This is a genomic window from Erwinia aeris, from assembly GCF_041224955.1.
GTDB classification, from domain to species: Bacteria; Pseudomonadota; Gammaproteobacteria; order Enterobacterales; family Enterobacteriaceae; genus Erwinia; species Erwinia aeris.
The window spans coordinates 631,954-657,262 of the sequence record NZ_JBGFFX010000001.1 but is presented as its reverse complement, the minus strand read 5'-3'; the positions used below and the strand labels follow the sequence as shown (position 1 = coordinate 657,262).

The window sequence follows — 25,309 nt, the reverse complement described above, 5'->3', positions numbered from 1 at the left end:
AACAGAGAGGATGTAAATCGCCATTTACAGCAGGAATTTTACTGCTGCTTACGACTGTATTAACAATGAAAATTACCCTATGCAAAAAAGGGCCTCATCTCCACACAGACGGGCCCTTTGCTTAATCATCATTGGGGCTGATAATTACTTAGCCGCGTGCGGTCAGCCAGGCATATTCACTGCCAATCCAGGTGTAACCCTCTGCGTCCTGGCGCAGACGACCGATTCCCGGAAATGCCTGGTGCGCCGCGCCGATCCAGATACCCGTTGACGACGTTTCTTTCAGAGCCCACTCTCGTGAACTCACTGCTTTTTCCGGAATAATGTCCAGATTAATAGTCGCTTCAGCATGAGACAACTGCACTGCTGGTAAGTGAGTGATGTCACCCCAGAACAAAATAGTTTCACCAGCAGATTCAATACGGAAGCCGGAATGCCCTGGCGTGTGACCCGGCAGGCCAATCACTTTCACCAGACCATTTAGCAGGTCGTCCCCATTTTCAAAAGTCTGGAAACGGCCAGCTTTGATATAGGGCGCGGTAGCGTTTTGTGCAACATCGATGAACCAGTGCTGCATTTCCGGAATTTTTGCAGTTGTTGCTGAATCCAGCCAAAATTCAGCATCAGCTTCAGGCACCCAGACAGTTGCGTTTGGATAGGTTGCATTACCATTATCATCAGAAATGCCGCCAACGTGATCCGGATGCAGATGGGTAATCAGAACCGCATCAATGTCTTCAGGAGAATAACCAGAGGCTCTGATGCTACTTTCAAGACGGCCCATGGTCGGCCCGAATTTATTACCTGAGCCCGCGTCAATCAGAACGATTTTTGAACCGGTATCAACGATAAATGCATTAACCGAAGTATCAATTTCACCGGTTACAGGGTGCAACTGACGCTGCAGGGCGGCCTGGCGTTTATCATCAGTAACGCCTGCGAATGCTTCAGGATTAATTGCTACAATGCCGTCATAAACTGCGGTAATAGTGTAATCACCCAGAATACGACGCTGAAATCCAGCCGACTGCTCAAGGGAAGAAAAATCACGCGCAGGTTTTTTAATGATACTCATAATGTCTCTCTTATTTAGGGTCGGAATGATTTCCGTGCTGAGAAATATATCCGCTTGTCCTGAATGTCAGAAGACAGGATTTTGATTATACTAAGTTATTAAATTTAATACCAATCAACCTCTGAATGGGGTTGTGCATATCTTTTGATTTAATTGGTTTTTTTCAGGAGAGGTTGGTTGGTTCCTGCCTGAGGTAAAGCTTAAAAAGCATTAGTGCTCTACGAATATTTGTCAAATAAAGGGAAGGGTCGATAAATAATAATGTTTAAGTGGTGATATTACTTTCATATCCCTTACCACATGTCATGTCGTTTATTAACTGGCGTGAATTTTTCATTTTCCTCTTGTATGATTTTTGAAACGATTTTTCCCACAAGTGCTGAAAGAAGTTAAAAACCTGTAGAATCGTTATGTTTTCATACTCTGAGGTTCCCTGTTAAATAATGGCTTTTCAAGCGTTGCTTTGGGGCTGCAATCAGTCATAATTTTACAGTCAGGAATTTGCAGGATCTCTGTCATCTGAGAGTATGCGGCGTCAGCCCGAAAAGAGAGTTAATCAGCATGCTGTTATTAGTCATTTTTAAAGTGAGGCAGCACATATTCAGCCAGTTCCTGAAGCACTTCTTCTGTTGGCCGCTGTAATGTTTTTAGGTTAAGTGCAACGTGGTTAACACCCGCTGACTCATGCTTTTTCCACATGGCAATTAACGCATTTCTGCCCGCACGGATCCCACCCCAGTTCTGGCGAACCGGCTCATTTGCATCTTCGGACAGATCAAAAAAAGTACCATATCCATAGGGCCGGAAATATTCATCCGGACGGTTCTGATGCCATGTATTTACGATTTCAGGTAACTGGTTAAAGCTTCCGCGATGCCTTATCCATCCATCGCTATTCGCCGCCAGCCAGTCTATATCCTGCTGTGCACGACCAACAATCAGTGTAGGAATTCTTCCTGCCCGTGGGGAGGGAACAAGATTAAGCATGCCCTTTAATTTGCCGTAATGCTTCGTATCGATATGAGGGAAGCTTTCAGTCGTGACCCGATGTATGAGATTAACAGCCTCTCTGAACCTTTCAGCTCTGTTGTCAAAATCAGCGCCGAACGCCGGATATTCAGCGGGACGATCGCCGCTGGATAGCCCCAGGATTAGCCTGCCATGGCTCAATTGGTCTAATGACACTGCCTGCTTCGCTACAATCAGAGGCTCGCGCAACGGAAGGACTATGCCAGCAGTTCCTAACGCAATATTACGTGTGACAGCGGCAAGAAATCCAAGGTATACCATTGGGTCAAAAACCTGCCCGGTATCGCCGAAAGACGGATCATAGAAAGGAATATCTCGCATCCATAGCGCTGAAAATCCCAGTTTATCTGCCAGTTGAGCCATTTTCTGATGATCTTCCAGCAGCGGAAAGGGTGAGTCAGGATATCCCACAAGAGGCATGATAAAACCAAACGTGAGCTTGTCTGGCTGAAAGACCCGGCTAAACCCGGGATGTGTCTGGAGCTCAGGTTTCAATTTAAGACCGGAGACGTAATGCATTTTCATTTCCTTATCTGACAGGCTTTAAACGGAAGGTTTCCGGAGGCCAGCACCTGTTTCAGGTTTTTGAGTACCGCAGCATGGCGGCAGGAATGGCATTTTAATTCAGCAAATGAAGAGGAAAAATTACTCAAAGAGTACTTCACTTTTTCCTTAAAAATAACAATGCTGACTATGTTAAGGCCTGACAGCTTGTCGTATTAAAGCACAGGAGATCATGCCGTCTCTGACGCATGCCTTACACTACGCTCATGGAATAATCAGGTTTAAAATTCCGTGGATCAGTGAATATGACTGACGCAAGAACAACAATTTCAGGCGGTAATATGCGTTCAAAGATGATTGAATATATTAATATTTTTATGCAAGTCGTTGAGCAAGGGAGCTTCACCAAAGCGGCTGAATTTCTACAATTACATCGCCCTGCGGTGAGCAAAGCCATTCAACATCTTGAAGACGATCTTGGTGTTAAGTTAATCCACCGCACCACTCGAAAACTCAGCGTTACCGCAGAAGGCGAAGAATTCTACCATCGTTCAAAAACTATCCTTTCTGAAGTGAATGACATGATGGCCAGTTTTTCAACGACACTGCCTCCTCGTGGGCGTCTGAGGCTGGACGTGCCACTTTCATTAGCGCATGCCATCCTGATTCCGCATCTGATAAAGTTCAAAGAAAAATACCCGGATATTGAAGTCGTTTTGCTTTCCTCCGACAAGAAAACGGACCTCATTACCGAAGGGGTGGATTGTGTGGTACGGCTGGGCGAGTTACAGGATTCGAGCTTTATCTCGAAACGACTCGGAGAGATCCGCATGGTGACCTGTGCTTCTCCGGCTTACCTTGAGGCCCATGGCAACCCTGAGTCATTAGACGATCTGCAAAACCATAAGGCAGTAAATTTCTTCAGTGACCATAGCCGTGAGGTTATGGAGTGGAAATTCATCGATAAAAATACCGTCGTTTCGCAACGTTCTGCCAGCAGTATGCTTGTAGACAACTCAGACATATTACTGAGCTGTGGCCTGTCCGGCCTGGGTATCATTCAGGCGACTTATCCTGCGCTTAAACCTCATATCGATGCGGGTGAGTTGGTCGAAATACTGACTCAGTATCCACCCGTCTCCAAGCCTGTCTCAGTCATGTATCCGGACAGGGAATATCTCTCTCCGAAGGTCAGGGTCTTCATCGATTGGTTCAGCGAACTGTTTTCTCAACAGGCCAGGTCAATGGTTGATTGTTACTGATTGGATAATACTGAAGTTCCTGAATACCTATTTTTATACGTTTTATAAGCGCGTAAATTATCGGCAGATGAAACGGGCGTGCTTTACCACACATTCCTGAAGCCGCCCCCCACTCACGAGGCCTGATTATGTCAAAAGTAGTAACGTTTAACCGTACAGGTGGACCGGAAGTTCTGGAAGTTGTCGATGTTCAGGTTCCGGCTCCGTCAGCCAATGAAGTCCAGATCCGCGTTAAGGCTATTGGCCTGAACCGGGCTGAGATCATGTATCGCAATGGTCAGTATGTTATCGAACCCGTGTTTCCAGCACGACTCGGTTATGAAGCAGCTGGTACCGTTGAGGCCGTAGGTGAAAATGTGAAAGACTTTGCCAAAGGCGATCCTGTCAGCGTGATCCCATCCTTTATGTTTAACGAATACGGTATGTATGGCGAGATCGTGAATGCGCCTGTTCATGCGGTTGTTAAGCACCCAGAAAATTTGTCATTTGAACAAGCCGCTGCAAGCTGGATGATGTATGTCACAGCGTTTGGCGCGCTGGTAGAATATGGCAACCTTCAGGCTGGTCAAAACGTGATCATTCGTGCTGCTTCCAGCAGCGTTGGCCTTGCAGCCATTCAGATTGCCAATATGTTGGGCGCTAAACCCATTGCACTGACCCGCACCAGCGAAAAACGCGATCTGCTTCTTAAGGCGGGCGCTGCAGCCGTCATTGCGACGGCTGAACAGGATATGGTCGCTGAGATTAATCGTGAGACAAATAACGTTGGTGCTCACATCGTCTTCGACCCCGTTGGTGGCCCGGACGTCGCTAAGCTGACCCAGGTGATGGCACCATTGGGGATGTTCTTCCAGTATGGCGCACTTGATAGCCGTGACATGCTTGTACCTGTTTTCGATATTCTGGGCAAACATCTCACCCTCCGTGGTTACGAACTTTTTGAGATCACCACAAACCCTGAAAAAATGGCTCGTGCTAAAGCATTTGTCACTGAAGGTTTGCGCTCAGGCAAACTTAAACCTGTCATCGATAAAACTTTTACTCTTGAAGATATTGCCGATGCACAGCGTTATATGGAAGCAAATGGTCAGGTAGGCAAAATTGTAGTAACTGTTAATTAATTTCCTCAACCCTGCATAAAAAAGAAGCGTAATATAACAAGCAAAGCAAGCGATAAATTGCCCGGAGACAGAAGGTCTTACGGGCTTTTTTATAAATATTAAAATCGATCAAAATTCGCGCCCGAAATCATTCAAATCAACACCAGGTTATAACTAACACAATCCGTAAGAATTTTAAAATCCTATAAATGCCGTTATCCTCATTCATTGTTTCTGAAACCCATAACTATGAATTTCTTTTTTGCTTGTTTATCTCATATGCATTACCTCATAAAATTATAACAACAAAAATGATTGAGGTAATACCATGAAACTCCGTAATTCAGTACTTGTATCACTGCTGGTCTCATCTGCATTTGCTACTGCTAATGCAGCAGAAAATATTAAAACTTCACCTGCTGGTCATGTATCTGCGTGGGGTACCACCCTTGATGAAATGACTGGCGCCCTTGAAACGGCAGCGAAGAAAGCAGGCGCTAAGGATCTTAAAGTCACTTCTGCATACGGCGGAAATCGTTATTATGGAACGGCGATAATTTACAAATAGCATCTCCGGCCCGGCACAACTGCCGGGCTTTTTAATAATGTAAGCGCTTTACATAATTCCGCTATATTTAGCTGGGAGAAAGTTAATGCTCCTTAACCTGCTCTTAGCAGAGTACGGGTATTTTATTAAAGTTTTATTTTATTAATCCCTCAGTAAACCACCGCAATGACTTTTTGGCAGGGCTGGTTTCCCCTGGCACGGACTTTCTGAATATCTGATGATTTATCCGCAGGATAAAAGGCTGGTAAGGGAATACCCTCAGTTGTCAATCAAAAGCAACTGACATTGCCAGGTAAAAATTAACAGGCAAAGGGACGAGTAATGGATATAAAGTCGCGCGCAGAGGGATCAGGACTGAGTAGTACAGAGGGAGTCTTTGCGACTCCCTGTTAAAATTTATTGTAAGCCCCGGAGCTTCAGTGCATCCAGGTCGCTTTTGATTTCTTCAGTACAGTGATGTGCATTAGCGCGGTTCCTCAGCTCTGTTGGCGTCATACCAAATGCCGAACGTATAACACGAGACATAGCCTGCTGACTGGTATATCCATAGTCACAGGCAATATCCATTAAGCGCCCAGCGGTATACATAATAGCCTCAGCGGCCCGGACCAAACGACGGATCCTGACATGCTCTGATATAGAGCGTCCTGTTATCTCTTTAAACTGACGCTGAAAATGCCAGCGGGTGTAGCCCGAGCGATCGGCCAGCTGAACTATATGAAGGTCATTATCAAGATTGGCTTCAATCCAGTTCAGCGTATCGCAGACAACACCGCGCATTATGGCAGAGGAACGAAGGGAGTGAGAATTGGCGGTGGGCTTTAAGCCCTCTCTACCACCCGTGGTACAAAATGCGTCAGGGTCACAATACAGAAGGTCAGAACCTATGCAGGATGAGTAGTTAACAGAATGAGCTGCAGTATGTAAGGACATTTAATCACCGTCTGAAATTAGCAGTAAATCAGGTTTACCTGCCACTGTGCCTTTCTGAGCAACGGGCAGTTTGATTTTTATTCTATTGATTCAGGCGGGACAGAAATATGCCTTTAAAGGAACCACTTTATTATCATTCTGGTACCAATAAACGCCAGGGCAGGCGTACAGGTTTTCCGCCCCGGCAACAGACTTTAACTGATGCTTACATGGATCACACCACGGATCATGATGCCAATCAGTGCGCCTGGCAAGGCGTAGCGGAATAACCGCACAAACCGGCTGGCAATCCCCAGGAAAATACCGATACCCGGTAAATCAAATGTCTGGATAAGAAATCCGGCAGAAGCATTAATTTGCTGTGTGGTCATCAGCCCCTTATGGATAATGTCAGTCATTACACCGTAATACGCCGTTCCGCCAGCAAGGAATTTCGTTAGCACAGGCATAACATAAATGTCAGATATGTTGAAAAGTGCCAGTACCGGCGCTACCAGCGTAGTTAACCCTTCAATAGCACCACTTGCTTTCAGTATGCCGACGACAGTCAAAGACAGAATAAGCATAGGTACAGAGCCCAGTGCCAATCTGATAGCATCTGATCCTGCGCTGTTAATCACGCCAATCAAACCCTGAGATGATTTTCTATGCTGAGTTTCAGCATCTTCACGTTTCACCTCCTTATCTGATAGCCTGCGGGCAGTCAGATGCCAGGTAAAGGCAGCAGCAGCAAGGCCCCCGACTACCGAAATAATCAGTGCTTGACCCCAGTGTAATCCTGCCGGGATAAGAGGATAAAATACGTTGCCCTGTCCCATAGCAAAAAGCATAGCCAGCGTGGCAGCAAGATGCCTGTCGGAAGTACCGCGTTTTTCCATGATAGCCAGGGCGGCCAGAGGGGCAGCGAAACTCACAAAGTTAAGCTGAATAAGCGCAAAGATTGCCAGCCCTGTTACACCAAATGGCTTAAGTATGGGAGTCATCAGGCGAACAATTGCGTCCAGTACTCCCTTCTGCTCCAGATACTTCATGATGATAAGCATCACCACCATGACAGGTATTAACGTATATAAAGCGACGTCAACGGAAGTTCTTCCCGCTGACATGATGATTCCGATGATGTCCATAACTGGCTCCGATAAAATAATAAAGGAACCTTACCTCAACTTACAGTGATGCATATTTCATAGTGTGCTGCGCTTTTAAAAACACCTCGATATTTTTACGTAAAATAATTATCCGGTGATTTTTATTATTAAAGGCAGGGGACTTGTCTTTTATTCATTTGTTAATAATCCCCTGAACCGATCAATGAGTAAAGAGATGAGCATTCAGAGCCTTTATCCGGCTAATAACTCTGTTAAACGCGGATGGTTCAAAAGGAGGTTGTTCTGCGTGAAGTGAATGCCCTCAGGCATGCTCCAGGCCTCCCCGTATGGAAACCAACGATAGCCTGCTTTTCGAAAGCATAATTTCAGCTTGTCATAATACTGGTTCCGGGCTCCACCTCGTGCAGGAAGCACTTTAGCTCACGTCAAAGACTACCTGATATCAACAGGCGTGAAACTTGCGCTTGTTCCTGAATCAACCCGGCCCCTCACTTCCCGCTGCCAATAGCGGCACCAGCACGTCGCTGATGGGCGTAGGAATACCATGGGTGCGGCCATAGCGCATTATCACGCCGTTGCGGATTTCCCATTCCAGCGGGCGGTTAGCCTGTCGGTCCGCAAGGATTGAGGTGCCTAAATCTGCAGGAGCATGATGAAAACCGTCCACAATTTCCTGGGGAACGCTGTCGTTCAGAATAGCTCCTTCCGCGCGAGCTACCTTCAGACATTCACGCAGATAAGCCAGCGCCAGTTCGGTGATATCTTTGCGCGAGAACATCCCGGCACGACGATTAGCAAGCACCATCAGACCGGCTACCGCGTTCTGTAGCAGCTTACGCCAGGCGATGGAAATAAAATCGCTCGACAGATCAACGACGCAGCGGGTTGCGCTCAGGCTGGCCGCTACTTTTTTTGCCTGCGGGCTATCCGGCAGCGTCAGGCGCGGTTTGGCTCGCAGCCAGACGGAGAAATCCGGCTCTCGCTGGGCCGGGAACCATACTACCGCAGGCACTACGGTGGCACCGTTGACCCAGGGCTCCAGAAGGGTTTTCTGTTCCACGCCGTTTTGCAATGCGCACACCACCGTGTTTTCATCACAGAGTGCGGCCAGCCAGTCCGCACAGTCGGCTACCTGGGTAGTTTTTACCGCCACGAACACCAAATCGAACGGCTGATGGACGGAGGCGCTATCAGTTAATACCGGCCCCGGTACGACAGTTTCTCTTTCATCATCACGAAGAATTAATTGCGCATGCGCGCTGCGCCCGCAAAGTACTGGCGTGCGGTTTGCCTCATGTAGTACCGCTGCGAGGGTCGTACCGATAGCGCCAGGGCCAAGCAGGGCAATGCCAGGACGGTCAGCCATTTTATCTTCTCCCTTGTTCGTCAACGATCGGCGCGCCGATTACCATCGCTACGCACGCCAGGGTTTTCTCAGCATACGCGCTTTGTCGGAAAATGGATCGCCCGAGCCAGCGCCAAATCAATAAAAGCCCGTTAAACAACACGGGCATTTATTATCAGGCGGCGCTGTTATAGCTGGTGGAGGGGAGCAGGGTTTTACTTCCTTTCAGCGTAAACAGGGAAAGGACGGTAAAGCTTAAGGTGATTAACCCATGACTTAACCGTTATTTTTGAGTACGCAATACGAGCAGTCGCGATAAACTAAGCTTTATTTGAAATAACTTACCTGTAACTTCAATTCGGGGTGGCTGAATATTATTTCAGTCGGCAAGATTATTATCACATAGTATATCCTGGGCATTTAGTACGGTCTCCCGCTTATCGTTTAGCCGGGTTGCAGCATAAATATCGATGTTCAATTTCTGCGATTCATAGTCTGTTAGCGCGCGGTAGCAAAGCCCTTCCTGATTAAAGGTGCATTTGGACTGCGGCATCAGAGCAAACCCTTTTCCTCTTGCGATGTGAGTGAGCATAACGAGTGAATCGTCCGGCTCTTTCACTCTTTTTAATGGAGTTTTCAGTAGATCAAAATAACTTTCACATTTGTCGTAAAATGATGGGTTCGCGCTTCTTGCAAACCAGAAGAGCGGTAAATCACTGACGTCTTCGAGTGATACTTTTTGTTTCATACTGGCTGGGTGCATGGCTGGCATAGCTATCAGCAGGGGTTCACGGCAAACCCAGAGATACTGGACGGTATCTTCATGACCGATACCTTTTTCGCCCGTAAGCACGAGGTCAAGCGTATTTTTCGACAGGCACTGAAGCAGCTGCGCAGATGTCAGATTAGGCGTTTCAACGTCGTCTTTAGCATGCAGTTTAATAAGCTGCTTGCTGACGGGATCAATTAATTCAAAATTGAGCGTTCGGGTAAGGCCAATGCGCAGGCTTTCCTTCGAAGAAGGGGAATGTGTTTTCAGTTCATTAAGTTCCTGAAGGATCCTTTCTGCTTTTATTACCAATGCACGGCCAGCTTCCGTCAGGCTGACATCATGTGTACTGCGGCTGAATAGCTGCCTGTCCAGTACGGCTTCAAGGCGCTTGATCTGTCGGGTTAACGGCGGCTGGGTCATTCTGAGCCGTTCGGCAGCCCTGCGAAAGTTCAGCTCATGAGCGACAGCAAGAAAGCACTGGAGCTGTTTAACGCTGGGGAGGTTGTTGTTGATTAGGTGTCCTGCAGTGGCCATAGATTCCATCCTGTCAGTCAAAAAATCATTCTACACCCTTTTGATACAGCCAGATATAAAACGAAATTCATATCACAAAAACGCGCCTTACAGCAATACAAAAACTATATTACACATTTAACAATTCCATTTGTGTCAAAGGCTGTTAGATTCCTCTCTAAATTAATCAAAATCATCAGGGAGATAAGAATGTCATCTAACTATGTGCTGGTGTCGCGCTTCCCGTTAAAAAATAATATTTATGCTGATTTTTTTCTCATCATTAAAAAGCACTAAAAGTACGCGCTATTTTCTTTGTGAAGAGCAGGGTGTGAATGAACTATTGGAACTCCGTTCGTTTAACGATATTAAAGAAATCTCATGGACAGAAGAAGAAATGGAGTCAATGTTTTATCGCTTTGCTGACGTTCTTTCTGCAGATATTCGTAGGGAGCTTCTCAAGTTTGTTGAATCTCCTTTCGATAATAAAAAAGACCTCCCCGAAACAAAATATATTCAGCTGCGCCATGTTGAAGTTCCTGCGCATAATTATCAAAAATATCGGCAGTGGCGTGATGAAACCATTTTTAATGTCGTAAGGGATAATAAAGATAATTTACGTATCATTTTTCAATATCGCCATTGGTGTCGGAGCGTCTGCCAGTGCCTGGATGGTATCCGCTTTTTCAATCCAGCTACTTTGTATCGTAGCAGGTGCAGCTATCGGGCTTTCTGTTTTGCTCGTAGCCGCAATCCCAACGCGCGCTACGTCAGCACTAACCATCATGGAGAAACCTTATGAGTCAAATAAGTAATCTGACACATTATGGCAGAGATATTATGAACCGCCTTGAGCCCGGTCTTGCCGATAAAGTCACCGGACGACTGAATGAACTTGACGCCACCTTACCGGCTTTGATCACCGATTACGCTTTTGGCGCTGTGGTTGGCCGCCCCGGTCTGGAACTTAGAACAAGGGAAATGCTGACCGTTGCATCGCTTGTGACGCTGGGTAACGCTATGCCGCAGCTTGAGTTACACATGAGAGCCGCGCTTAACACTGGCGTCAGCCCTGAAGAGCTACTTGAAATTGTGATACAGATGGCCGTCTATGCCGGCGTACCGGCCTGTATGAACGGTTTGACGGCCTACCGCGCTGCTATGGCGGCGACAGGCCATACTTTGCCCGGCCTGAAAGAGGAAAACTCATAAGCGAAGTAGTCATTGTTTCTGCAAAACGCACGGCAACGGGCACGTTCCTGGGCTCCCTGTCGGATCATTCCGCCGCCGAGCCTGGAAGCCGCATCATTCGTGCGCTTCTTGAAGACCTGGACGTGAAAATTGGTGAAATTTCTCAGGTCATTATGGGGCAGGCCCTGACGGCTGGCTGCGGCCAGAATCCAGCACGTCAGGCCGCACTGAATGCCGGACTGCCTGTTACAACGCAATGCCTGACCATTAACAAAGAAGGTCTGTGGATCTACTGCTACGGCAAGAGGACTGCCGGTTCTGGCCTCACAGGGCGTGTTTACTAACTCAGAAATTAAAACGGCATTTATGGTGGTGAAGGCATAGCGCTGAGCGTTTATCGCTAAAAATATCAGCTCTACAGCAGCTGCGCTGGTTAAGAACAAAAAACCGGGATGATCCGGTTTTTTGATTATAAGGGCTGATTTCAGGCGTTAACGCCTTTCATGCCTTCCTCTGAATACCGTTCGCCTTTGATCTCAATACGCTGGTGAATATTGTTCAGCAAGGCAATATCTGAGTTGTCCAGAACGATGTCGGCCGCGAGCGCATTTTCGGTCAGATAATTGATGTGCCTGGTGCCGGGAATCGGTACCAGCTTATCGTACTGCGCGAGCAGCCAGGCTAGCGCAATCTGACCTGTGGTGCAGCTGTATTTTTCAGCAAGCGGCTGCATAACGTCAAGAAGCTGGGCGTTATGATCGAGGCTGGACTGAATAAATCGCGCATTATTTTTACGGAAATCACCTTCCGCAAAATCGCTGTTTTTACGGTATTTCCCGGTCAGAAAGCCTCTGCCCAGCGGAGAATAAGGAACCAGACCAATACCCAGCTCTTTCACTGCCGGGAGAATTTCATCTTCAATATCGCGTGTCCACAATGAATATTCCGTCTGCAGGGCTGTGAGAGGATGTACAGCATGGGCGCGGCGCAGGGTTAAAGCGGAAACCTCGCAGAGTCCAATATGGTTGATCTTACCTTCTTTGACGAGACGGCTCAGGCATTCCATGCTCTCTTCAACAGGTGTAGCCTGACTGACCCTGTGAAGATAAAACAGATCGATCCGCTCAATGCCAAGCCTTTTAAGGGATTCATTACAGCAGCGGGTAATATAATTGGGTTGATTGTTAATGGTGCGGGCATAAGATTCGTCAGGGGAGCGATCGATCCCGCACTTTGTGGCAATTTTAAACTGCTGGCGTGTGGCCTTATCGAGCCCGGCAAGAAAGTGACCAATAAGTCGTTCATTGTGGCCTCGCCCGTACAGGTTAGCGGTATCAATTAACGTAATATTCAGGTCAATAAGGTTATAGAGCAGCTGTAGAGAAGCCTTGTCATCTGTCTGACCATAAAATTCGCTCAGGCCCATGGCCCCATAGCCGACAGCGCTGACTGTAAAATTCTGGGATAAATTTCGGGTATACATAATCTCTCCTTTTTCTGAATTTTTTAATTGTTCCACCTTGATTGCGGTTAATGAATTGTTATTTTGGTTATACAAAAAAAGTATCAGGTCAGAAGAACCACATGGCGGGTTAGCCACTGCAGTTAAATTCTCATAATCTGATTCTGTCTTTATTCGGATCGACAAGTTAAAAGCCCGTTAAACAACACGGGCGCTTATTATCAGGCGGCGCTGTTATAGCTGGTGGAGGGGAGCAGGGTTTTACTTCCTTTCAGCGTAAACAGGGAAAGGACGGTAAAGCTTAAGGTGAGACAGCCCAGCACAAGGTAAGCCTGATGGAAACCAACGGTGTCATACATCCGGCCTACCCATGCCGACAGCACCACGCCCGAGAGCTGTTTCGATAAATTAAAGCCTATCAGGAACAACGTTGCCGAAAGCTTTGGGTTAAATGCGGAGGAAATATATTTAAAAGTGCCCACCAGCAGGAACGGCAGTTCAAACATATGCAGCATTTTTAAGATAACAACTTCCACGGCCGATGAAGCAAAAGACGACCCCAGAATACGTGCCGACATAATAACGCCTGCGATCAGCAGGGCATTCTTCGCGCCAATGCGGTTCACAATGGCGGGGGCGAAGAACATAATCAAGGCGTTGAGCAATTCTCCACCGGTAGTCACGAAGCCAAACACTTCGGTGCCGCGTTGTGGGCTGGAGAAAAAGCCTTTGAAAAAATTGGCGAACTGCTGGTCGAAAACGTCATAGACGCTGGCGACGCCAACCACGTAAACAATAAAACCCCAGAAGCGCGGCATCCGCAGCAGCTCGGCGGCGGTGCGCAGCGAGAAGGCCTGGCGGTTGGCGCCCAGTGCCTCGATAACCCGCTCGCTGTTACTGCCTTCCGGGCGTGACACCCAGAGCAGTACGCCAAGCACCAGGGCAAAACCGGAGGCGATCCAGAAAGTAATATTAGGATCTATGCCAAAAAGAATGCCGGTGATAGAGGCACACAGCGCCCAGCCGATACAGCCGGAAACGCGAACTTTGCCGTACTCGAAACGGTTAGCGCGGCTGACGCGTTCAATATAGGCTTCTACCGCCCCGGAGCCACTGGAGAAAACGGCCCCCAAATAGATACCGCCAGCCAGCGCGCCGACGAAAATATTCATTTGCAGCAGAGGCGACAAAACAAAAATAAAGAAGGGCGCGAACAACACCAGTAAGACCGTGATTGTCCACAACAGGTGTTTACGTAATCCCAGCTTATCGGAAATCAGCCCAAATACCGGTTGGAAGACAATCGAAAACAGTGAAATAGAGGAAAAAACAATCCCCGTTTCTGTTTTGGTCAGATGGTTAACTTCCGCCAGCCAGACCGGAAAAAACGGGAAATACGCGGACATAATGAAATAGTAAAAGAAAAAGAACAGCATAAAGTAAATAAAATTATGGCGTTCTCTTGGGGCGAGTGCAGAGAGTTTCATGGCGACTTTTCCATCTGGTTATGCCGATAAGCCGGGGGCCTGCGCCCCCGATTATTATTGGAAATGCATCGTTAACTGGTAGTGCCATTTCGTTTCAAGCAACAGCCACTGCTGCAATACGCTGGGCGTCCAGGAGTCATCGCCGCCAACGCCCATATGCTGGCCGTCAAGGGTTATCCAGACGCCGTTTTCCGGCTGCATCCGGTGCCAGTGATCGGTCTTCATTAATTGCGCGGTGCTGTAGGGCTGTACGGAGAAGTGAAAATCGCCCGCCACATGCCAGCGCCCCCAGTCCAGGGCTTGGGTGTCGCAGCGCAGTCCGTTTTCGGTCGGGAAAATGTACGGCGTGCTCATCTCCTCCAGCGGCAGTTCCCAGCGAGAGAAGCAGGCGCTGGTACGCCGATCCGGGTAGTTCTCATGCGGGCCGAATCCCAGCCATGAAACCGGTTTATTCTGATCCGGCACCTGAAAAGTCAGCCCGACGCGCGGCAGCGGCGGCAGGGTGGCGGCGCGCTCGCCGTCAATAGCCAGATGCAGCTTGCCCTGCGCATCAAAGGTCATCCGCCAGTGGCTGATAATCACCACCTCGTCCCCGCTCAGGTAGTGCCAGCAGCTGTCGATCACCACCTCATGGGCCAGACGCTGTGCGTCACACTGTACGCAGCGAGCGGTGAGGTCGTACAGGCCCGCGCTTTTCCAGCGTTCAACCCAGGCGTTGGGATCGATACGCTCCACTTCGCTTACGCCAATATCGTTATCCAACGGCGCGCGCACGAACTGGTCGCGCAGCGGAGTCAGCAGCTGCTCCACGCCGTTCACTTCCCAGTGCGTCAATAGCCCGCTTTGACGGTCAATCACCCACTGCTGTAAGCCGCTGCGCACCGTCCAGGCGCTGTCGCTGCGCTCAAGCTCAGGCGCATCGCCTGCTGGCTGAGGCGCATGCAACACCAATGGGGCGGCGAGCGCAAACTGCTGCCAGGCAACGCGATGCCCGGCAGCGGACCAGGCGGTGGCCTGCGGCTGGATAACCTCCAGCGTCAGCCAGACCTCTTCGGCCCCGGCGGGCAACGTCAGTTCCTCCAGCAGCGTCAGCTCGCTCTGGCCTTCAGGCCGCAGCGCAAGCATTGTGCTGCCTTTGCTAATGGTTTCACCGGCTGCCTGAACCTGCCAGTGCAGCTCCTCGTTATCCGTCGGACGGAACAGATACTCGCTGACAATGCTGATGCGCAGCGGATGTTGCGACAGCAGGGCAAACTGGAAGTATTGCTGCGCGTGTTTGGCCTCAATTAATGACGGGTGAGGGCGGCGGTCAGGGAACACCAGCCCGTTCATGCAGAACTGGCGATCGTTGGGCTTATCGCCAAAATCACCGCCGTAGGCCCAGCCGATGCTGCCGTCGTCAAAGGTTTTGCTAATCGCCTGATCGGCCCAGTCCCAGACAAAGCCGCCCTGCAGGCGTGGGTAATCACGAAACGCCTGCCAGTAGTCGGCATAGTTGCCCAGGCTGTTGCCCATGGCATGAGCGTATTCACAAAGGATTAGCGGGCGCTGCTCGCCGGGCAGACCGATCCACTTTTTAATGCCCCATTTCGGCACGGCCGGAATGAGCTGATCGTTTTCCACGCGGGCGTACATCGGGCAGATAATATCGGTGGTCGTGCTGTCCGCGCCGCCGCCTTCATACTGCACCGGGCGTGACGGATCGTTACGCTTGAGCCAGTGATACATGGCTTCGTGATTGCCGCCGCCGCCGGATTCGTTGCCCAGTGACCAGATAACGATCGACGGGTGGTGGCGATTGCTTTGCACCATCCGCGTGACGCGGGCGCTCCAGGCCGGCAGCCAGGCCGGATCGTCGGAAAGACGATTCATCGGCACCATGCCGTGGGTTTCGATATTGGCCTCGTCGACCACATACAGGCCATAGCGATTACAGAGTTCATACCAGTGCGGCGCGTTGGGATAGTGCGAGCAGCGAACGGCGTTAAAATTGTTCTGCTTCATCAGCAGAATGTCCTGCACCATATCCTCTTCTGTAACGACCTGGCCGCGCTGAGGGTGATGCTCGTGACGGTTAACGCCACGGATCAACAGCGGTTTACCGTTCAGCTTCAGCAGGCCATTGTCGATTTCAACCCGGCGAAAACCAATATCCCAGGCCTCGGCCTCGATCAGCTTATCGCCGTGCCACAGCGAGACGACGGCCCGATAGCAGTTCGGCGTTTCCGCGCTCCACAGGGCCGGACGCTCCACGGGAACGCGCATCATGGCGCGTTCCGCATAGTTGCCTCGCTCGTCAATGGCTGGCGAGCCGGGCTGCTGCTGGTGGCTGGCGACCCGCTGCGCGTCATGCCACAGCTCCACGTTGACCGTCAGTTTTTCAAGCAGCCGTTCCGGAGCAGCAACGGTGACATTCACCTCCAGCTCAGCGTCGCGATAAAGCGCATCAAGCTGCGGCGTAAGCTGAACATCGCTCAGGTGCAGCGACGGCTTATTCAGCAACCATACTGAACGGAAGATGCCGCTCATCCGCCACATATCCTGATCTTCAAGCCAGGTGCCCGCGCTCCAGCGCATCACCATAACGCAAAGGCGGTTCTCGCCCGGCTGAAGCGCGGCGCTGAGATCGAAGGCCGCAGGCAGGCGACTGTCCTGCGAGTAACCGATCCATTTGCCATTGCACCAAAGATGGAAGGCAGAATTTACACCGTCGAAGATAATCTGCGTTTCACCTTCGTCCCGCCAGCTCTCCTCCACGTTAAACGTCAGCGAGTAGCAGCCGGTCGGGTTCTCTTCCGGCACGCGCGGCGGCGTGGTGTCGATGGGATAGCGCACGTTGGTATAGATTGGCGCGTCGTAACCCTCCATTTGCCAGTTCGAAGGCACGGGCGTAGGACGGCTCTCCGCCAGATCGCTTTCCAGCCAGCTGGCGTCCACCTCAAACGGGCTGCGCGCATAAGTGAATTGCCACTGGCCATCCAGCTGACGGCGGTGTGATGAGGTCTGATTTTCCCTTGCCGCGCGAAGATCGCGCCAGCTGGAGAAAGGCGCATGGGCCGGTAAACGGTTCAGGTGCGTAATGGTCTGGTTTTGCCAGTCTTCACGTGCAAGCACGTCATGAAACGAAACGCTGTGGGGGGCATGGCCGTCGTGATTGCGCATAGGTCTACCTGATAGCTAAAAGTAAATGTCATTCGCCAGACAAGATGGAGTGTGTTATCAGATATTTTGTTAGTAGCCGCAATATTACTGAGATTGAAACTCATTGGCGATCACGAAACAGAACAGAAACAGCCATTTTTTGTCGTATTTTAGACAATAAATGTTAGCGTAAGACATTGGCGAGAGAGACCAAAGGAGAAGAAGATGCAGCGGCGTATGGCAACTCTGGAAGATGTGGCTCGTGAGGCCGGTGTATCACAACAGACGGTTTCGCGCGTGCTGAACAGGCCTGATGTGGTTTCTGAACGAACCCGTGACAAAGTCATCCACGCCATGCAGGCGTTGCACTATGTGCCTAACCGTTCGGCACAGTTGCTGGCGGGGAAATCGGCGCCGTCGATTGGGTTGATTACCGCGTCGTTAACGCTGCATGCTCCTTCGCAAATCGCCGCCGCGATAAAGAGTCACGCGGGCGCGCATCAGCTGGAGGTTGCTATCGCGATGCCGGTAACGGCCGATTACGCTTCTCTTCAGGCACGTTTGCATGAGTTTCGCGCGCAGAATATCCGTGGCGCCATCATCAATCTTCCCCTGGAAAGCAGCCTGGCGGAAAAGTTGGTCAGTGAGAACCCGGATATTAGCTGTCTGTTTTTAGATATTTCGCCGGAAACCGATGTCTGCTCGGTGCGGTTTAATCATCTGGACGGCTGCGGCGCCTGCGTCAACCATCTCTGGACGCTGGGGCATCGGGAGTTCGGTCTGCTTGCCGGGCCAGAGAGTTCCGTCTCGGCGCGAATGCGGTTGAGCAGCTGGCGCGAAGCCTTGCACCGGCTTGGGGTGAGCAACGCGGTAACGGTTTTTGGCGACTGGAGTGCGGCCAGCGGCTGGCACAAAGCCTTTGAGCTGTTGCATCAGCAGCCGCGCATTAGCGCGATCGTTGTCGCGAACGATCAAATGGCGCTCGGGGTGCTGAGCGCGCTGGCACAGCTTAATCGCACCGGCAGCCGGGCGGTTTCCGTTACCGGCTATGACGATACGGCGGACAGCCTCTATTTCCAGCCGCCGTTAACAACCGTTGCGCAGGATTTCGATAAGTTAGGGAAAAAAGCCGTTGAGCTGTTAGTTCAGAAGATGGCCGCACCGCAGATGCGCATTCGGGAGCTGCTGCCGACGCGTTTGATTGTCCGGCAGTCAACCTGGCCTTGCGGCGGAGAAAACGAGGATGAGAAGGGGGCAGTGATTGCCCAATTAAAAACGCTGGTGGAAAGGTTGTGAATTTTCCGCGTCTATTTAGCCTTGCAGCAGAAAGGCGTATTGGCCGGTTGCGGCAGCAAATTGTGCAAGAGCTGTATGGCGGCAAACTCCGAGCCGCCTGCAAAGTTCAGCCCCGTCATCAGCCCTGACTCAGGAGTGCTTAGCCCCTTTCGCGAGGCTTGAGCGCCCGGTATGACGGCATAAGGGGCGATAGCGAGTAGCAGAGGAATAAGAACGTTATGCCATCTGCGGGCGGGGTGTCCGAAATACCATCATGACACCAAGCAGAATAGCTCCCATGCCCACTACGGCAGACCACGGCAGAGTATTGCCCAGCAGCAGGTAATCCAGCACGGCCGTAATGACAGGTACCAGATAAAACAGGCTGGTGACGTTAACAATGCTCCCGGCGCTGAGCAGGCGGTAAAGCAGCAGCTGCGCAACCACGGAAATCAATACGCCCAAAAACAGCACTGAGGTGAAAAAGGCTGGCGTGAAGCTGACGTGAAAAACATCTGTGGGCAGCAGGCACACGCACAACACCAGGCTTATTCCATACTGCAGGGGAAGCACGTCGGCCGGAGACTGGCGGATTTTTTTCTGCATGATGGCACCAAACGTTATGAACAGCAGTGCAGCCAGGGCAAAGACAACGCCGGATACGGGCAGGTGTGACGCAGACAGGCTTCGCCAGACCAGCAGGATAAGCCCTGAAAGCGCCAGCATCAGTCCGGCCAGGCGGAGTCCCTGCATCCTGCGCTCAACGACGCAAAGCGTAAGGATAGGCTGAATACCCATAATGGTCGCAATCAGCCCGGGCGTGACGCCGTGCGCCATGGCCTGGAAGTAACACACCGAATAGCCGCCAATGAGCATCAGGCCGGTCAGAACAACCTGCCGACGGGATCCTTTTCCGGCAACCACCGGCGGCGAAAAATGCCGATTATCAACAACGCGCCCAGTGCAATGGCAAAACGGAAAATAAGCAGTGCCAAGGGCGAGGCGTTATCCAGCCCCAGTCGGGTAAATATTGCGGCACAGCCCCAGAGCAGGACAAAGCCCGATGTTGCACCTTGTGAGGCGAAAGATGATTTACTCAGTTGCATTAACTTGTGTGTCCTTTATCAACCCCGGGCAGCGCCGGTTATGGCATTCACTTGCCGAAAAGTTATCACCTTAGTTGTTATTACAAAAACGAATGTTTAGCATGCAAAGCATGATGAATCCGGATGATGAAAACCGCTATGGATATAAATATTCAAAAGTACAAAGCCTTCCTGAAAGTAGTGGAGCTGGAGAGCTTTACCAGAGCGGCAGAAAAGCTTTTCTATTCACAGTCCGGTATCAGTCGGATGATTAGCGAGCTTGAAAAAGAGTGGGGCGTCACGCTGTTTGAACGCAGCCGGACGGGTGTGCGGCTGACTTCGGATGGCATCAAACTTCTGCCGTTTGCAAAAAAGGTCTGTGAGGCGTACCAGAAGCTCCAGGGTGAGGTCGATGCACTCAACGGGCTTCAGTCTGGGATTATTCGTATCGGTACTTTTTCCAGCGTGGCTACTCACTGGCTGCCTGGCATCTTAAAGGCCTTTCAGAAAGATTATCCCAACATCGATTTTGAGCTGCTGCTCGGGGACTATACAGAAATAGAAAGTTGGATAGCTGAAGGCCGGGTTGACTGCGGTTTCACCCGTTTACCTGCTTCGTCCGCATTAGAAACCCTTTTTCTGGAAAACGATGAGTATCTGGTTGTTCTCCCTGAAGGACATGCCTTATCAGAACATGATGTAATCCCACTTGCCTCATTATGTCAGGAGCCGTTCATACTGCTTGAAAAAGGGAAAAATAATGAAATATCGGAGGTATTCAGAGTGGCCGGTCTCATACCGCGCGTAAAATTTACCCTGTGGGATGACTACGCCGTTATGACCATGGTGGAGAAAAACCTTGGCGTTGGTATTCTGCCTTCACTTATTCTCAGAAAGATCCCCTACAGTATCATCACCAGAAAAATTGACGTATCGCCCTGTCGTGAGATTGGCCTCGCTTTCCGGAACAGAAAAAGCGCTTCACGGGCCGTGCAGCAATTCATTGAATATCTTGATTACAGACAGGAATAGTTTGTTCACGATGTCATTTTAAAAACAGCCTTATGGGCTAACGATTCTGGCGATTTGCTGACTGAAATTTTCCTGATTTTGCTGAAAAACAACGCAAGCTCACAGGCAAATCCGCAGTAAAGGCAATGATCTGTGGCTGCTCTGACACTGCGCCCAGTCAGCATACCCGCCATGATTTTCATCTGTTCCCGAGCTGAATTGTAATCCATTTCTAACCCCTTCTTTCTGCCGCTTTTCCATCTCTGTAAACAACACATTTCCCGCCCTCGCAGCAGCAAATGAAAGATTTTACCTTTCATTTTATCTTTTATTTTGAAAGATTTTATATTCACTTTGTGATGCGATCGTCTTTTATTGCTTCGTTTTCGATCTACCTTGTTGTCGCAGTGAATAAGAAAGTGAATCTGTTCTCTACACGAAGGGGTTTCTAAATGGTTGAAAGCATCACGCACGGAGCCGAATGGTTTATCGGGCTCTTTCAGAAAGGGGGGGAGGTCTTTACCGGCATGGTAACCGGTATTCTTCCACTACTTATTAGCCTGCTGGTCGTCATGAATGCGCTGATTGTGTTCGTAGGGCAGCGACGTATTGAATCACTGGCGCAGCGCTGTGCCGGTAATCCGGTCTCACGCTATCTGTTACTTCCCGTTATCGGCACCTTTGTTTTCTGCAATCCCATGACGCATAGCCTGGGCAGGTTTATGCCGGAAAAATACAAGCCGAGCTATTACGCCGCCGCGTCCTACAGCTGTCACTCCATGAACGGGCTTTTTCCGCACATCAACCCGGGTGAACTCTTTGTCTATCTGGGCATAGCCAACGGCCTGACCACGCTTGGCCTGCCGCTGGGGCCGCTGGCTGTCAGTTATTTGCTGGTCGGCATGGTCACGAATTTCTTCAGGGGCTGGGTCACCGACCTCACCACGACCATCTTTGAAAAAAAGATGGGCGTGCAACTCGAACGTCAGGTTCGTTTATAAGAGCGGAGTAAAAGATGACTGACACCATTACCGTTAAAAAAGGCGAAAGTGGCTGGGGTGGCCCGCTCACCATCACCGTTACGCCCGGAAAAAAAATTGTTTACGTTACGGCTGGCACCCGGCCGGCGATTGTTGACCGTCTGAGAGAAGTCACCGGCTGGGAAGCCGTTGACGGCTTTAAAGAAGGCGAGCCACCGGCAGAAGAAATCGGCGTGGCGGTCATCGACTGCGGCGGTACGCTGCGCTGCGGCCTTTATCCCAAGCGACGTATACCCACCATCAACATTCATGCCACCGGAAAATCCGGCCCGCTGGCGCAGTACATCACGGAAGATATTTATGTATCCGGGGTACGCCCGCAGGACATTCAGGCCGGTAACGGTGCGTCTTCATCAGTGGTTGAACAGCAGCCTGATCCTGCATCCGCTGGCAAAGGCCGCGACTATGACACCAGTAAAAAAATCACCGAGCAGAGCGACGGACTGCTGGCGAAAGTCGGCATGGGGATGGGATCGGTCGTTGCAGTTTTCTTTCAGGCCGGTCGCGAAACCATTGACACAGTACTGAAAACCATTCTGCCCTTTATGGCATTTGTTTCAGCTCTCATCGGGATCATCATGGCCTCCGGGCTGGGCGATTTTATCGCGCACGGCCTGACGCCGCTGGCCAATAGCCCGATCGGACTGGTCACGCTGGCGCTTATCTGCTCTTTTCCGCTGCTTTCGCCGTTCCTCGGCCCCGGTGCCGTGATTGCGCAGGTTATTGGCGTGCTGGTAGGCGTACAGATTGGGCAGGGTACTATCCCACCGCATCTGGCTTTGCCGGCACTGTTCGCCATTAACTCACAGGCCGCCTGTGACTTTATTCCCGTCGGACTGTCGATTGCGGAAGCCCGTCAGGAGACCGTTCGCGTAGGCGTGCCATCAGTGTTGGTTGGTCGCTTTCTTACCGGTGCGCCATCGGTTCTTCTTGCCTGGGCGGTGTCCGGGTTTATCTATCAGTAAAGGGTGGAGCAATTATGAAAACCGTTTATGAATCCACGTTTATTTCGGTCGGATCCAGTGCGAACGAATCCCTTGATGACAACTTCATCATCACCTTCGGAGAAGGGGCACCCCAGGACGTGGCGGAATACTGCTTTATTCACCGAACGGACGTGAACGACGGTGGGGCATTTGATACCGGCTCCGTGCTGGCTATCGGAGAGCAGGAATACCCGGTAACGGCCGTTGGCAGCGTGGCTCGTGAAAATTTGCGCGATCTCGGTCATATCACCGTGCGGTTTGACGGCGCCGGACAGGCTGAGTTTCCCGGCACGGTTCATGTTGCAGGCAGCGCGCCGGCCTCAATTGAACCGGGCCAGAAGTTTCGTATGTTGAGTGAATAATCAGGAGATAAAAATGGATCAGGTTGCTGTAGTCATCGGTGGTGGCCAGACGCTGGGTGCTTACCTGTGCGAAGGGCTGGCTGAAGCCGGCTATAAGGTGGCGGTTGCCGACCTCAATGAAGACAATGCGAAGAAGGTTGCGGACACAATCAATGAGCGTTATGGCGCTGGCTGTGCGATGCCCTTTCGTGTGGATGCTACAAACGAAGAGAGCGTCATCGCGTTGGCCCGTCAGGTTGATGCAGGTTTTGGCCGGGCTGATCTGCTGCTTTACAGCGCGGGCATTGCCAAAGCCGCACCGATTACGGAATTCGGGCTGAGTGATTTTGACTTGTCACTGCAGGTGAATCTGGTGGGATATTTCCTCTGCGCCCGCGAGTTTTCAAAGCTGATGATCAGGGAAGGGATCAAAGGCCGCATTATCCAGATCAACTCAAAGTCCGGCAAAGTGGGCAGTAAACACAATTCCGGTTACAGCGCGGCCAAGTTTGGCGGCGTAGGGCTAACGCAGTCACTGGCGCTGGATCTGGCCGAATACGGCATCACCGTTCATTCGCTGATGCTGGGTAATTTGCTGAAGTCCCCAATGTTTCAGTCGCTGCTGCCGCAGTATGCAGAAAAGCTGGGTATCCGTCCTGACGAAGTTGAACAGCATTATATCGACAAGGTGCCGCTGAAGCGGGGTTGTGACTATGAAGACGTGCTCAACGTAATGCTGTTCTATGCAAGCGATAAGGCAGCCTACTGCACCGGACAGTCCATCAACGTTACCGGCGGACAGGTAATGTTCTGACAGAAAAAGCCGGTGGCGCAGGCTGCCGGCTTCATGAGGAGAAAGTATGGATCCTGTAAATTCCCTGATATGTGTGGCCGCGCTGGCGTGGACGACACAAATAGTATTGGGCTGGCTGCAGATAAATCGGTTCAACCGGGCCCTGGCGTTGCTTTCCGAATGCGGCCGCGTTCGAATTGGCCGCTCGGCGGGGCGCTTTAAACCCCGGGTTGTTCTGGCACTGGCCATCGGTGATGAAGGCAGGATAACCGGTAATTTCGTTATAAAGGGATTGACCGTTTTTGCAAATCCTTATTCCGAGGAGCGACTGACCGGCGCTATGCTGGACGATATACGTCCTGAAGTCATATTTCCTGCAAATAAATCACTGCAGGAAGCCCTGGCATTAGCCATTTCAAATAAAAGATGATAGCTTTCATTCTGAAAGTTTATTCCTTTGCATCGCGAGTTAAGACGTCCGGGATGATGGGGAAGTTCAGAAACTGAAAGGATCTCTTTATGAAACCGATACAGCGTCAGGCACAAATCCTTGAATATCTGCAGCAAAACGGCCGTACCACTGTAGATGCGCTTATTGCCCACTTCAATACGACCGGGACCACTATTCGAAAGGATCTCACGCGGCTCCAGCAGGAAGGGGCAGTAATCCGGACTTACGGCGGCGTGATGCTAAACCGCGATGAAGGAGATCAGCCTATTGACAGAAAAACGCTCATCAACACGCAAAAGAAAAAGCGGATCGCCGCGTGCGCAGCGTCACTTATCAGCGAAGGTGACTCGCTTATCTTTGATGCCGGCAGTACGGTACTGCAGATGGTGCCGTATCTTACGCGCTTCAACAATATCACCGTGATGACAAACAGCCTGAGCATCGTGAATGAGCTGGTTGAGCTGGATAACGATCAGGTCATTCTTATGCCCGGTGGCACCTATCGCGGCACGTCAGCGTCATTCCATGGCAGCCTGGCAGAATCTGCCTTCAGTCACTTCAGTTTCGACACACTATTTATAGGCGCTGACGGCGTGGATATGACTGCTGGCGTGACGACGTTTAATGAGGTGTTTGCCGTCAGCCAGGCCATGTGCCGGGCCGCCAAGAAAATCGTATTGCTGGTGGATTCGTCCAAATTTGGCCGCCGCAGCCCGAACGTGGTGTGCAGCCTTGACGCTGTCGACGTGCTAATCACCGACAGCGATATTACTGATGACACCGTTGCGCAGCTTCAGGAAAAAGGCATCGAAGTTATCATCGCCGGAGAAGAGTAG

24 protein-coding genes and 2 pseudogenes are annotated in these 25,309 nt (G+C 50.6%); 14 read left to right on the top strand and 12 right to left on the bottom strand.

All coding sequences use genetic code 11. The annotated features are described in order from the left end of the window. Nucleotides 1-148: 148 nt before the first annotated feature. Nucleotides 149-1,075, bottom strand: a complete 927-nt coding sequence (locus AB6T85_RS03135; protein ID WP_301250923.1) for an MBL fold metallo-hydrolase — start codon at nt 1,073-1,075, stop codon at nt 149-151. Between the two features lie 570 nt (nt 1,076-1,645). After that, nucleotides 1,646-2,623, bottom strand: a complete 978-nt coding sequence (locus AB6T85_RS03130; protein ID WP_369894778.1) for an LLM class oxidoreductase — start codon at nt 2,621-2,623, stop codon at nt 1,646-1,648. Between the two features lie 326 nt (nt 2,624-2,949). Here AB6T85_RS03130 and AB6T85_RS03125 point away from each other — a divergent pair, with 326 nt between their 5' ends. From AB6T85_RS03125 to AB6T85_RS03115, 3 genes are all read left to right on the top strand, one after another. After that, nucleotides 2,950-3,870, top strand: coding sequence for a LysR family transcriptional regulator (locus tag AB6T85_RS03125; protein ID WP_369894830.1), 921 nt, complete (start codon nt 2,950-2,952; stop codon nt 3,868-3,870). 128 nt (nt 3,871-3,998) lie between these two features. Further along, nucleotides 3,999-4,991: a zinc-dependent alcohol dehydrogenase family protein gene (locus AB6T85_RS03120; RefSeq protein ID WP_301250919.1), complete on the top strand. Its 993-nt coding sequence runs from the start codon at nt 3,999-4,001 to the stop codon at nt 4,989-4,991. A 307-nt stretch (nt 4,992-5,298) separates the two neighbouring features. Next, nucleotides 5,299-5,538, top strand: a complete 240-nt coding sequence (locus AB6T85_RS03115) for a YdgH/BhsA/McbA-like domain containing protein (protein ID WP_369894777.1) — start codon at nt 5,299-5,301, stop codon at nt 5,536-5,538. A gap of 396 nt (nt 5,539-5,934) precedes the next feature. Here the strand turns inward: AB6T85_RS03115 and AB6T85_RS03110 are convergent, their stop codons facing one another. From AB6T85_RS03110 to AB6T85_RS03095, 4 genes are all read right to left on the bottom strand, one after another. Then, nucleotides 5,935-6,471, bottom strand: coding sequence for a helix-turn-helix domain-containing protein (locus AB6T85_RS03110; RefSeq protein ID WP_369894776.1), 537 nt, complete (start codon nt 6,469-6,471; stop codon nt 5,935-5,937). Nucleotides 6,472-6,665: 194 nt separating this feature from the next. After that, nucleotides 6,666-7,598: a nucleoside recognition domain-containing protein gene (locus AB6T85_RS03105; RefSeq protein ID WP_301250914.1), complete on the bottom strand. Its 933-nt coding sequence runs from the start codon at nt 7,596-7,598 to the stop codon at nt 6,666-6,668. A 457-nt stretch (nt 7,599-8,055) separates the two neighbouring features. Further along, the gene (locus tag AB6T85_RS03100) at nt 8,056-8,946 is read right to left on the bottom strand and encodes an oxidoreductase (protein WP_369894775.1); all 891 of its coding nucleotides are present in this window, start codon (nt 8,944-8,946) and stop codon (nt 8,056-8,058) included. 358 nt (nt 8,947-9,304) lie between these two features. Next, complete coding sequence (locus tag AB6T85_RS03095; protein ID WP_369894774.1) at nt 9,305-10,231, bottom strand: LysR family transcriptional regulator; 927 nt, start codon at nt 10,229-10,231, stop codon at nt 9,305-9,307. A 241-nt stretch (nt 10,232-10,472) separates the two neighbouring features. Between AB6T85_RS03095 and AB6T85_RS03090 the strand changes: the two genes are divergently transcribed. The 3 genes and pseudogenes from AB6T85_RS03090 to AB6T85_RS03080 form a co-directional block, all read left to right on the top strand. After that, nucleotides 10,473-11,012, top strand: coding sequence for a hypothetical protein (locus AB6T85_RS03090; RefSeq protein WP_369894773.1), 540 nt, complete (start codon nt 10,473-10,475; stop codon nt 11,010-11,012). Then, complete coding sequence (locus AB6T85_RS03085; protein WP_253454298.1) at nt 11,009-11,422, top strand: carboxymuconolactone decarboxylase family protein; 414 nt, start codon at nt 11,009-11,011, stop codon at nt 11,420-11,422. The genes AB6T85_RS03090 and AB6T85_RS03085 overlap by 4 nt, the downstream gene beginning before the upstream one ends. Beyond that, nucleotides 11,419-11,676, top strand: a pseudogene (locus tag AB6T85_RS03080) (thiolase family protein); the annotation flags it as partial. The gene AB6T85_RS03085 and the pseudogene AB6T85_RS03080, both read left to right, overlap by 4 nt. A 209-nt stretch (nt 11,677-11,885) precedes the next feature. Here AB6T85_RS03080 and AB6T85_RS03075 read toward each other — a convergent pair. From AB6T85_RS03075 to AB6T85_RS03065, 3 genes are all read right to left on the bottom strand, one after another. Then, complete coding sequence (locus tag AB6T85_RS03075) at nt 11,886-12,884, bottom strand: aldo/keto reductase (protein ID WP_369894829.1); 999 nt, start codon at nt 12,882-12,884, stop codon at nt 11,886-11,888. 200 nt (nt 12,885-13,084) lie between these two features. Next, nucleotides 13,085-14,350, bottom strand: a complete 1,266-nt coding sequence (locus AB6T85_RS03070) for an MFS transporter (protein WP_253454295.1) — start codon at nt 14,348-14,350, stop codon at nt 13,085-13,087. 54 nt (nt 14,351-14,404) lie between these two features. Further along, the gene (locus AB6T85_RS03065; protein ID WP_369894772.1) at nt 14,405-17,512 is read right to left on the bottom strand and encodes a beta-galactosidase; all 3,108 of its coding nucleotides are present in this window, start codon (nt 17,510-17,512) and stop codon (nt 14,405-14,407) included. A 204-nt stretch (nt 17,513-17,716) separates the two neighbouring features. Here AB6T85_RS03065 and AB6T85_RS03060 point away from each other — a divergent pair, with 204 nt between their 5' ends. Further along, entirely contained in the window at nt 17,717-18,787 is a 1,071-nt protein-coding gene (locus tag AB6T85_RS03060) for a LacI family DNA-binding transcriptional regulator (RefSeq protein ID WP_253454293.1), read from the top strand. An 11-nt stretch (nt 18,788-18,798) separates the two neighbouring features. Here AB6T85_RS03060 and AB6T85_RS03055 read toward each other — a convergent pair whose 3' ends face one another. Together AB6T85_RS03055 and AB6T85_RS03050 are read right to left on the bottom strand one after the other, a co-directional pair. Beyond that, nucleotides 18,799-18,990, bottom strand: coding sequence for an AzlC family ABC transporter permease (locus AB6T85_RS03055; protein ID WP_369894828.1), 192 nt, complete (start codon nt 18,988-18,990; stop codon nt 18,799-18,801). A 13-nt stretch (nt 18,991-19,003) separates the two neighbouring features. Next, nucleotides 19,004-19,872, bottom strand: a pseudogene (locus tag AB6T85_RS03050) (DMT family transporter). A gap of 123 nt (nt 19,873-19,995) precedes the next feature. Here AB6T85_RS03050 and AB6T85_RS03045 point away from each other — a divergent pair. Further along, nucleotides 19,996-20,883 (top strand): LysR family transcriptional regulator, encoded by an 888-nt coding sequence (locus tag AB6T85_RS03045; protein ID WP_369894771.1) that lies wholly within the window; start codon nt 19,996-19,998, stop codon nt 20,881-20,883. A 5-nt stretch (nt 20,884-20,888) separates the two neighbouring features. Here the strand turns inward: AB6T85_RS03045 and AB6T85_RS03040 are convergent, their stop codons facing one another. Continuing rightward, entirely contained in the window at nt 20,889-21,092 is a 204-nt protein-coding gene (locus AB6T85_RS03040) for a hypothetical protein (RefSeq protein WP_369894770.1), read from the bottom strand. A 222-nt stretch (nt 21,093-21,314) separates the two neighbouring features. Here AB6T85_RS03040 and srlA point away from each other — a divergent pair, with 222 nt between their 5' ends. The 6 genes from srlA (at nt 21,315) to srlR (ending at nt 25,309) form a co-directional block, all read left to right on the top strand. Further along, nucleotides 21,315-21,863 (top strand): PTS glucitol/sorbitol transporter subunit IIC, encoded by a 549-nt coding sequence (gene srlA / locus AB6T85_RS03035; RefSeq protein WP_369894769.1) that lies wholly within the window; start codon nt 21,315-21,317, stop codon nt 21,861-21,863. A 14-nt stretch (nt 21,864-21,877) separates the two neighbouring features. Further along, nucleotides 21,878-22,867 (top strand): PTS glucitol/sorbitol transporter subunit IIB, encoded by a 990-nt coding sequence (srlE, locus tag AB6T85_RS03030; protein ID WP_369894768.1) that lies wholly within the window; start codon nt 21,878-21,880, stop codon nt 22,865-22,867. A 14-nt stretch (nt 22,868-22,881) separates the two neighbouring features. Continuing rightward, the gene (locus AB6T85_RS03025) at nt 22,882-23,250 is read left to right on the top strand and encodes a PTS glucitol/sorbitol transporter subunit IIA (RefSeq protein ID WP_369894767.1); all 369 of its coding nucleotides are present in this window, start codon (nt 22,882-22,884) and stop codon (nt 23,248-23,250) included. 13 nt (nt 23,251-23,263) lie between these two features. Further along, nucleotides 23,264-24,043 carry a sorbitol-6-phosphate dehydrogenase gene (srlD, locus tag AB6T85_RS03020; RefSeq protein WP_369894766.1) on the top strand — a complete coding sequence of 260 codons (780 nt, stop codon included), beginning with the start codon at nt 23,264-23,266 and terminating at the stop codon, nt 24,041-24,043. A gap of 46 nt (nt 24,044-24,089) precedes the next feature. Further along, a complete protein-coding gene (gene gutM / locus AB6T85_RS03015; protein ID WP_369894765.1) occupies nt 24,090-24,452 on the top strand; it encodes a transcriptional regulator GutM in 363 nt (120 codons plus the stop codon). Between the two features lie 89 nt (nt 24,453-24,541). After that, nucleotides 24,542-25,309 carry a glucitol operon DNA-binding transcriptional repressor SrlR gene (gene srlR / locus AB6T85_RS03010; protein WP_369894764.1) on the top strand — a complete coding sequence of 256 codons (768 nt, stop codon included), beginning with the start codon at nt 24,542-24,544 and terminating at the stop codon, nt 25,307-25,309.

Bases quoted from the DNA above. Each gene is read 5' to 3' on its own strand.
- AB6T85_RS03135 (WP_301250923.1), bottom strand. From the start codon at position 1,075: ATGAGTATCATTAAAAAACCTGCGCGTGATTTTTCTTCCCTTGAGCAG.
- AB6T85_RS03130 (WP_369894778.1), bottom strand. From the start codon at position 2,623: ATGCATTACGTCTCCGGTCTTAAATTGAAACCTGAGCTCCAGACACAT.
- AB6T85_RS03125 (WP_369894830.1), top strand. From the start codon at position 2,950: ATGCGTTCAAAGATGATTGAATATATTAATATTTTTATGCAAGTCGTT.
- AB6T85_RS03120 (WP_301250919.1), top strand. From the start codon at position 3,999: ATGTCAAAAGTAGTAACGTTTAACCGTACAGGTGGACCGGAAGTTCTG.
- AB6T85_RS03115 (WP_369894777.1), top strand. From the start codon at position 5,299: ATGAAACTCCGTAATTCAGTACTTGTATCACTGCTGGTCTCATCTGCA.
- AB6T85_RS03110 (WP_369894776.1), bottom strand. From the start codon at position 6,471: ATGTCCTTACATACTGCAGCTCATTCTGTTAACTACTCATCCTGCATA.
- AB6T85_RS03105 (WP_301250914.1), bottom strand. From the start codon at position 7,598: ATGGACATCATCGGAATCATCATGTCAGCGGGAAGAACTTCCGTTGAC.
- AB6T85_RS03100 (WP_369894775.1), bottom strand. From the start codon at position 8,946: ATGGCTGACCGTCCTGGCATTGCCCTGCTTGGCCCTGGCGCTATCGGT.
- AB6T85_RS03095 (WP_369894774.1), bottom strand. From the start codon at position 10,231: ATGGCCACTGCAGGACACCTAATCAACAACAACCTCCCCAGCGTTAAA.
- AB6T85_RS03090 (WP_369894773.1), top strand. From the start codon at position 10,473: ATGCTGATTTTTTTCTCATCATTAAAAAGCACTAAAAGTACGCGCTAT.
- AB6T85_RS03085 (WP_253454298.1), top strand. From the start codon at position 11,009: ATGAGTCAAATAAGTAATCTGACACATTATGGCAGAGATATTATGAAC.
- AB6T85_RS03075 (WP_369894829.1), bottom strand. From the start codon at position 12,884: ATGTATACCCGAAATTTATCCCAGAATTTTACAGTCAGCGCTGTCGGC.
- AB6T85_RS03070 (WP_253454295.1), bottom strand. From the start codon at position 14,350: ATGAAACTCTCTGCACTCGCCCCAAGAGAACGCCATAATTTTATTTAC.
- AB6T85_RS03065 (WP_369894772.1), bottom strand. From the start codon at position 17,512: ATGCGCAATCACGACGGCCATGCCCCCCACAGCGTTTCGTTTCATGAC.
- AB6T85_RS03060 (WP_253454293.1), top strand. From the start codon at position 17,717: ATGCAGCGGCGTATGGCAACTCTGGAAGATGTGGCTCGTGAGGCCGGT.
- AB6T85_RS03045 (WP_369894771.1), top strand. From the start codon at position 19,996: ATGATGAAAACCGCTATGGATATAAATATTCAAAAGTACAAAGCCTTC.
- AB6T85_RS03040 (WP_369894770.1), bottom strand. From the start codon at position 21,092: ATGGATTACAATTCAGCTCGGGAACAGATGAAAATCATGGCGGGTATG.
- srlA (WP_369894769.1), top strand. From the start codon at position 21,315: ATGGTTGAAAGCATCACGCACGGAGCCGAATGGTTTATCGGGCTCTTT.
- srlE (WP_369894768.1), top strand. From the start codon at position 21,878: ATGACTGACACCATTACCGTTAAAAAAGGCGAAAGTGGCTGGGGTGGC.
- AB6T85_RS03025 (WP_369894767.1), top strand. From the start codon at position 22,882: ATGAAAACCGTTTATGAATCCACGTTTATTTCGGTCGGATCCAGTGCG.
- srlD (WP_369894766.1), top strand. From the start codon at position 23,264: ATGGATCAGGTTGCTGTAGTCATCGGTGGTGGCCAGACGCTGGGTGCT.
- gutM (WP_369894765.1), top strand. From the start codon at position 24,090: ATGGATCCTGTAAATTCCCTGATATGTGTGGCCGCGCTGGCGTGGACG.
- srlR (WP_369894764.1), top strand. From the start codon at position 24,542: ATGAAACCGATACAGCGTCAGGCACAAATCCTTGAATATCTGCAGCAA.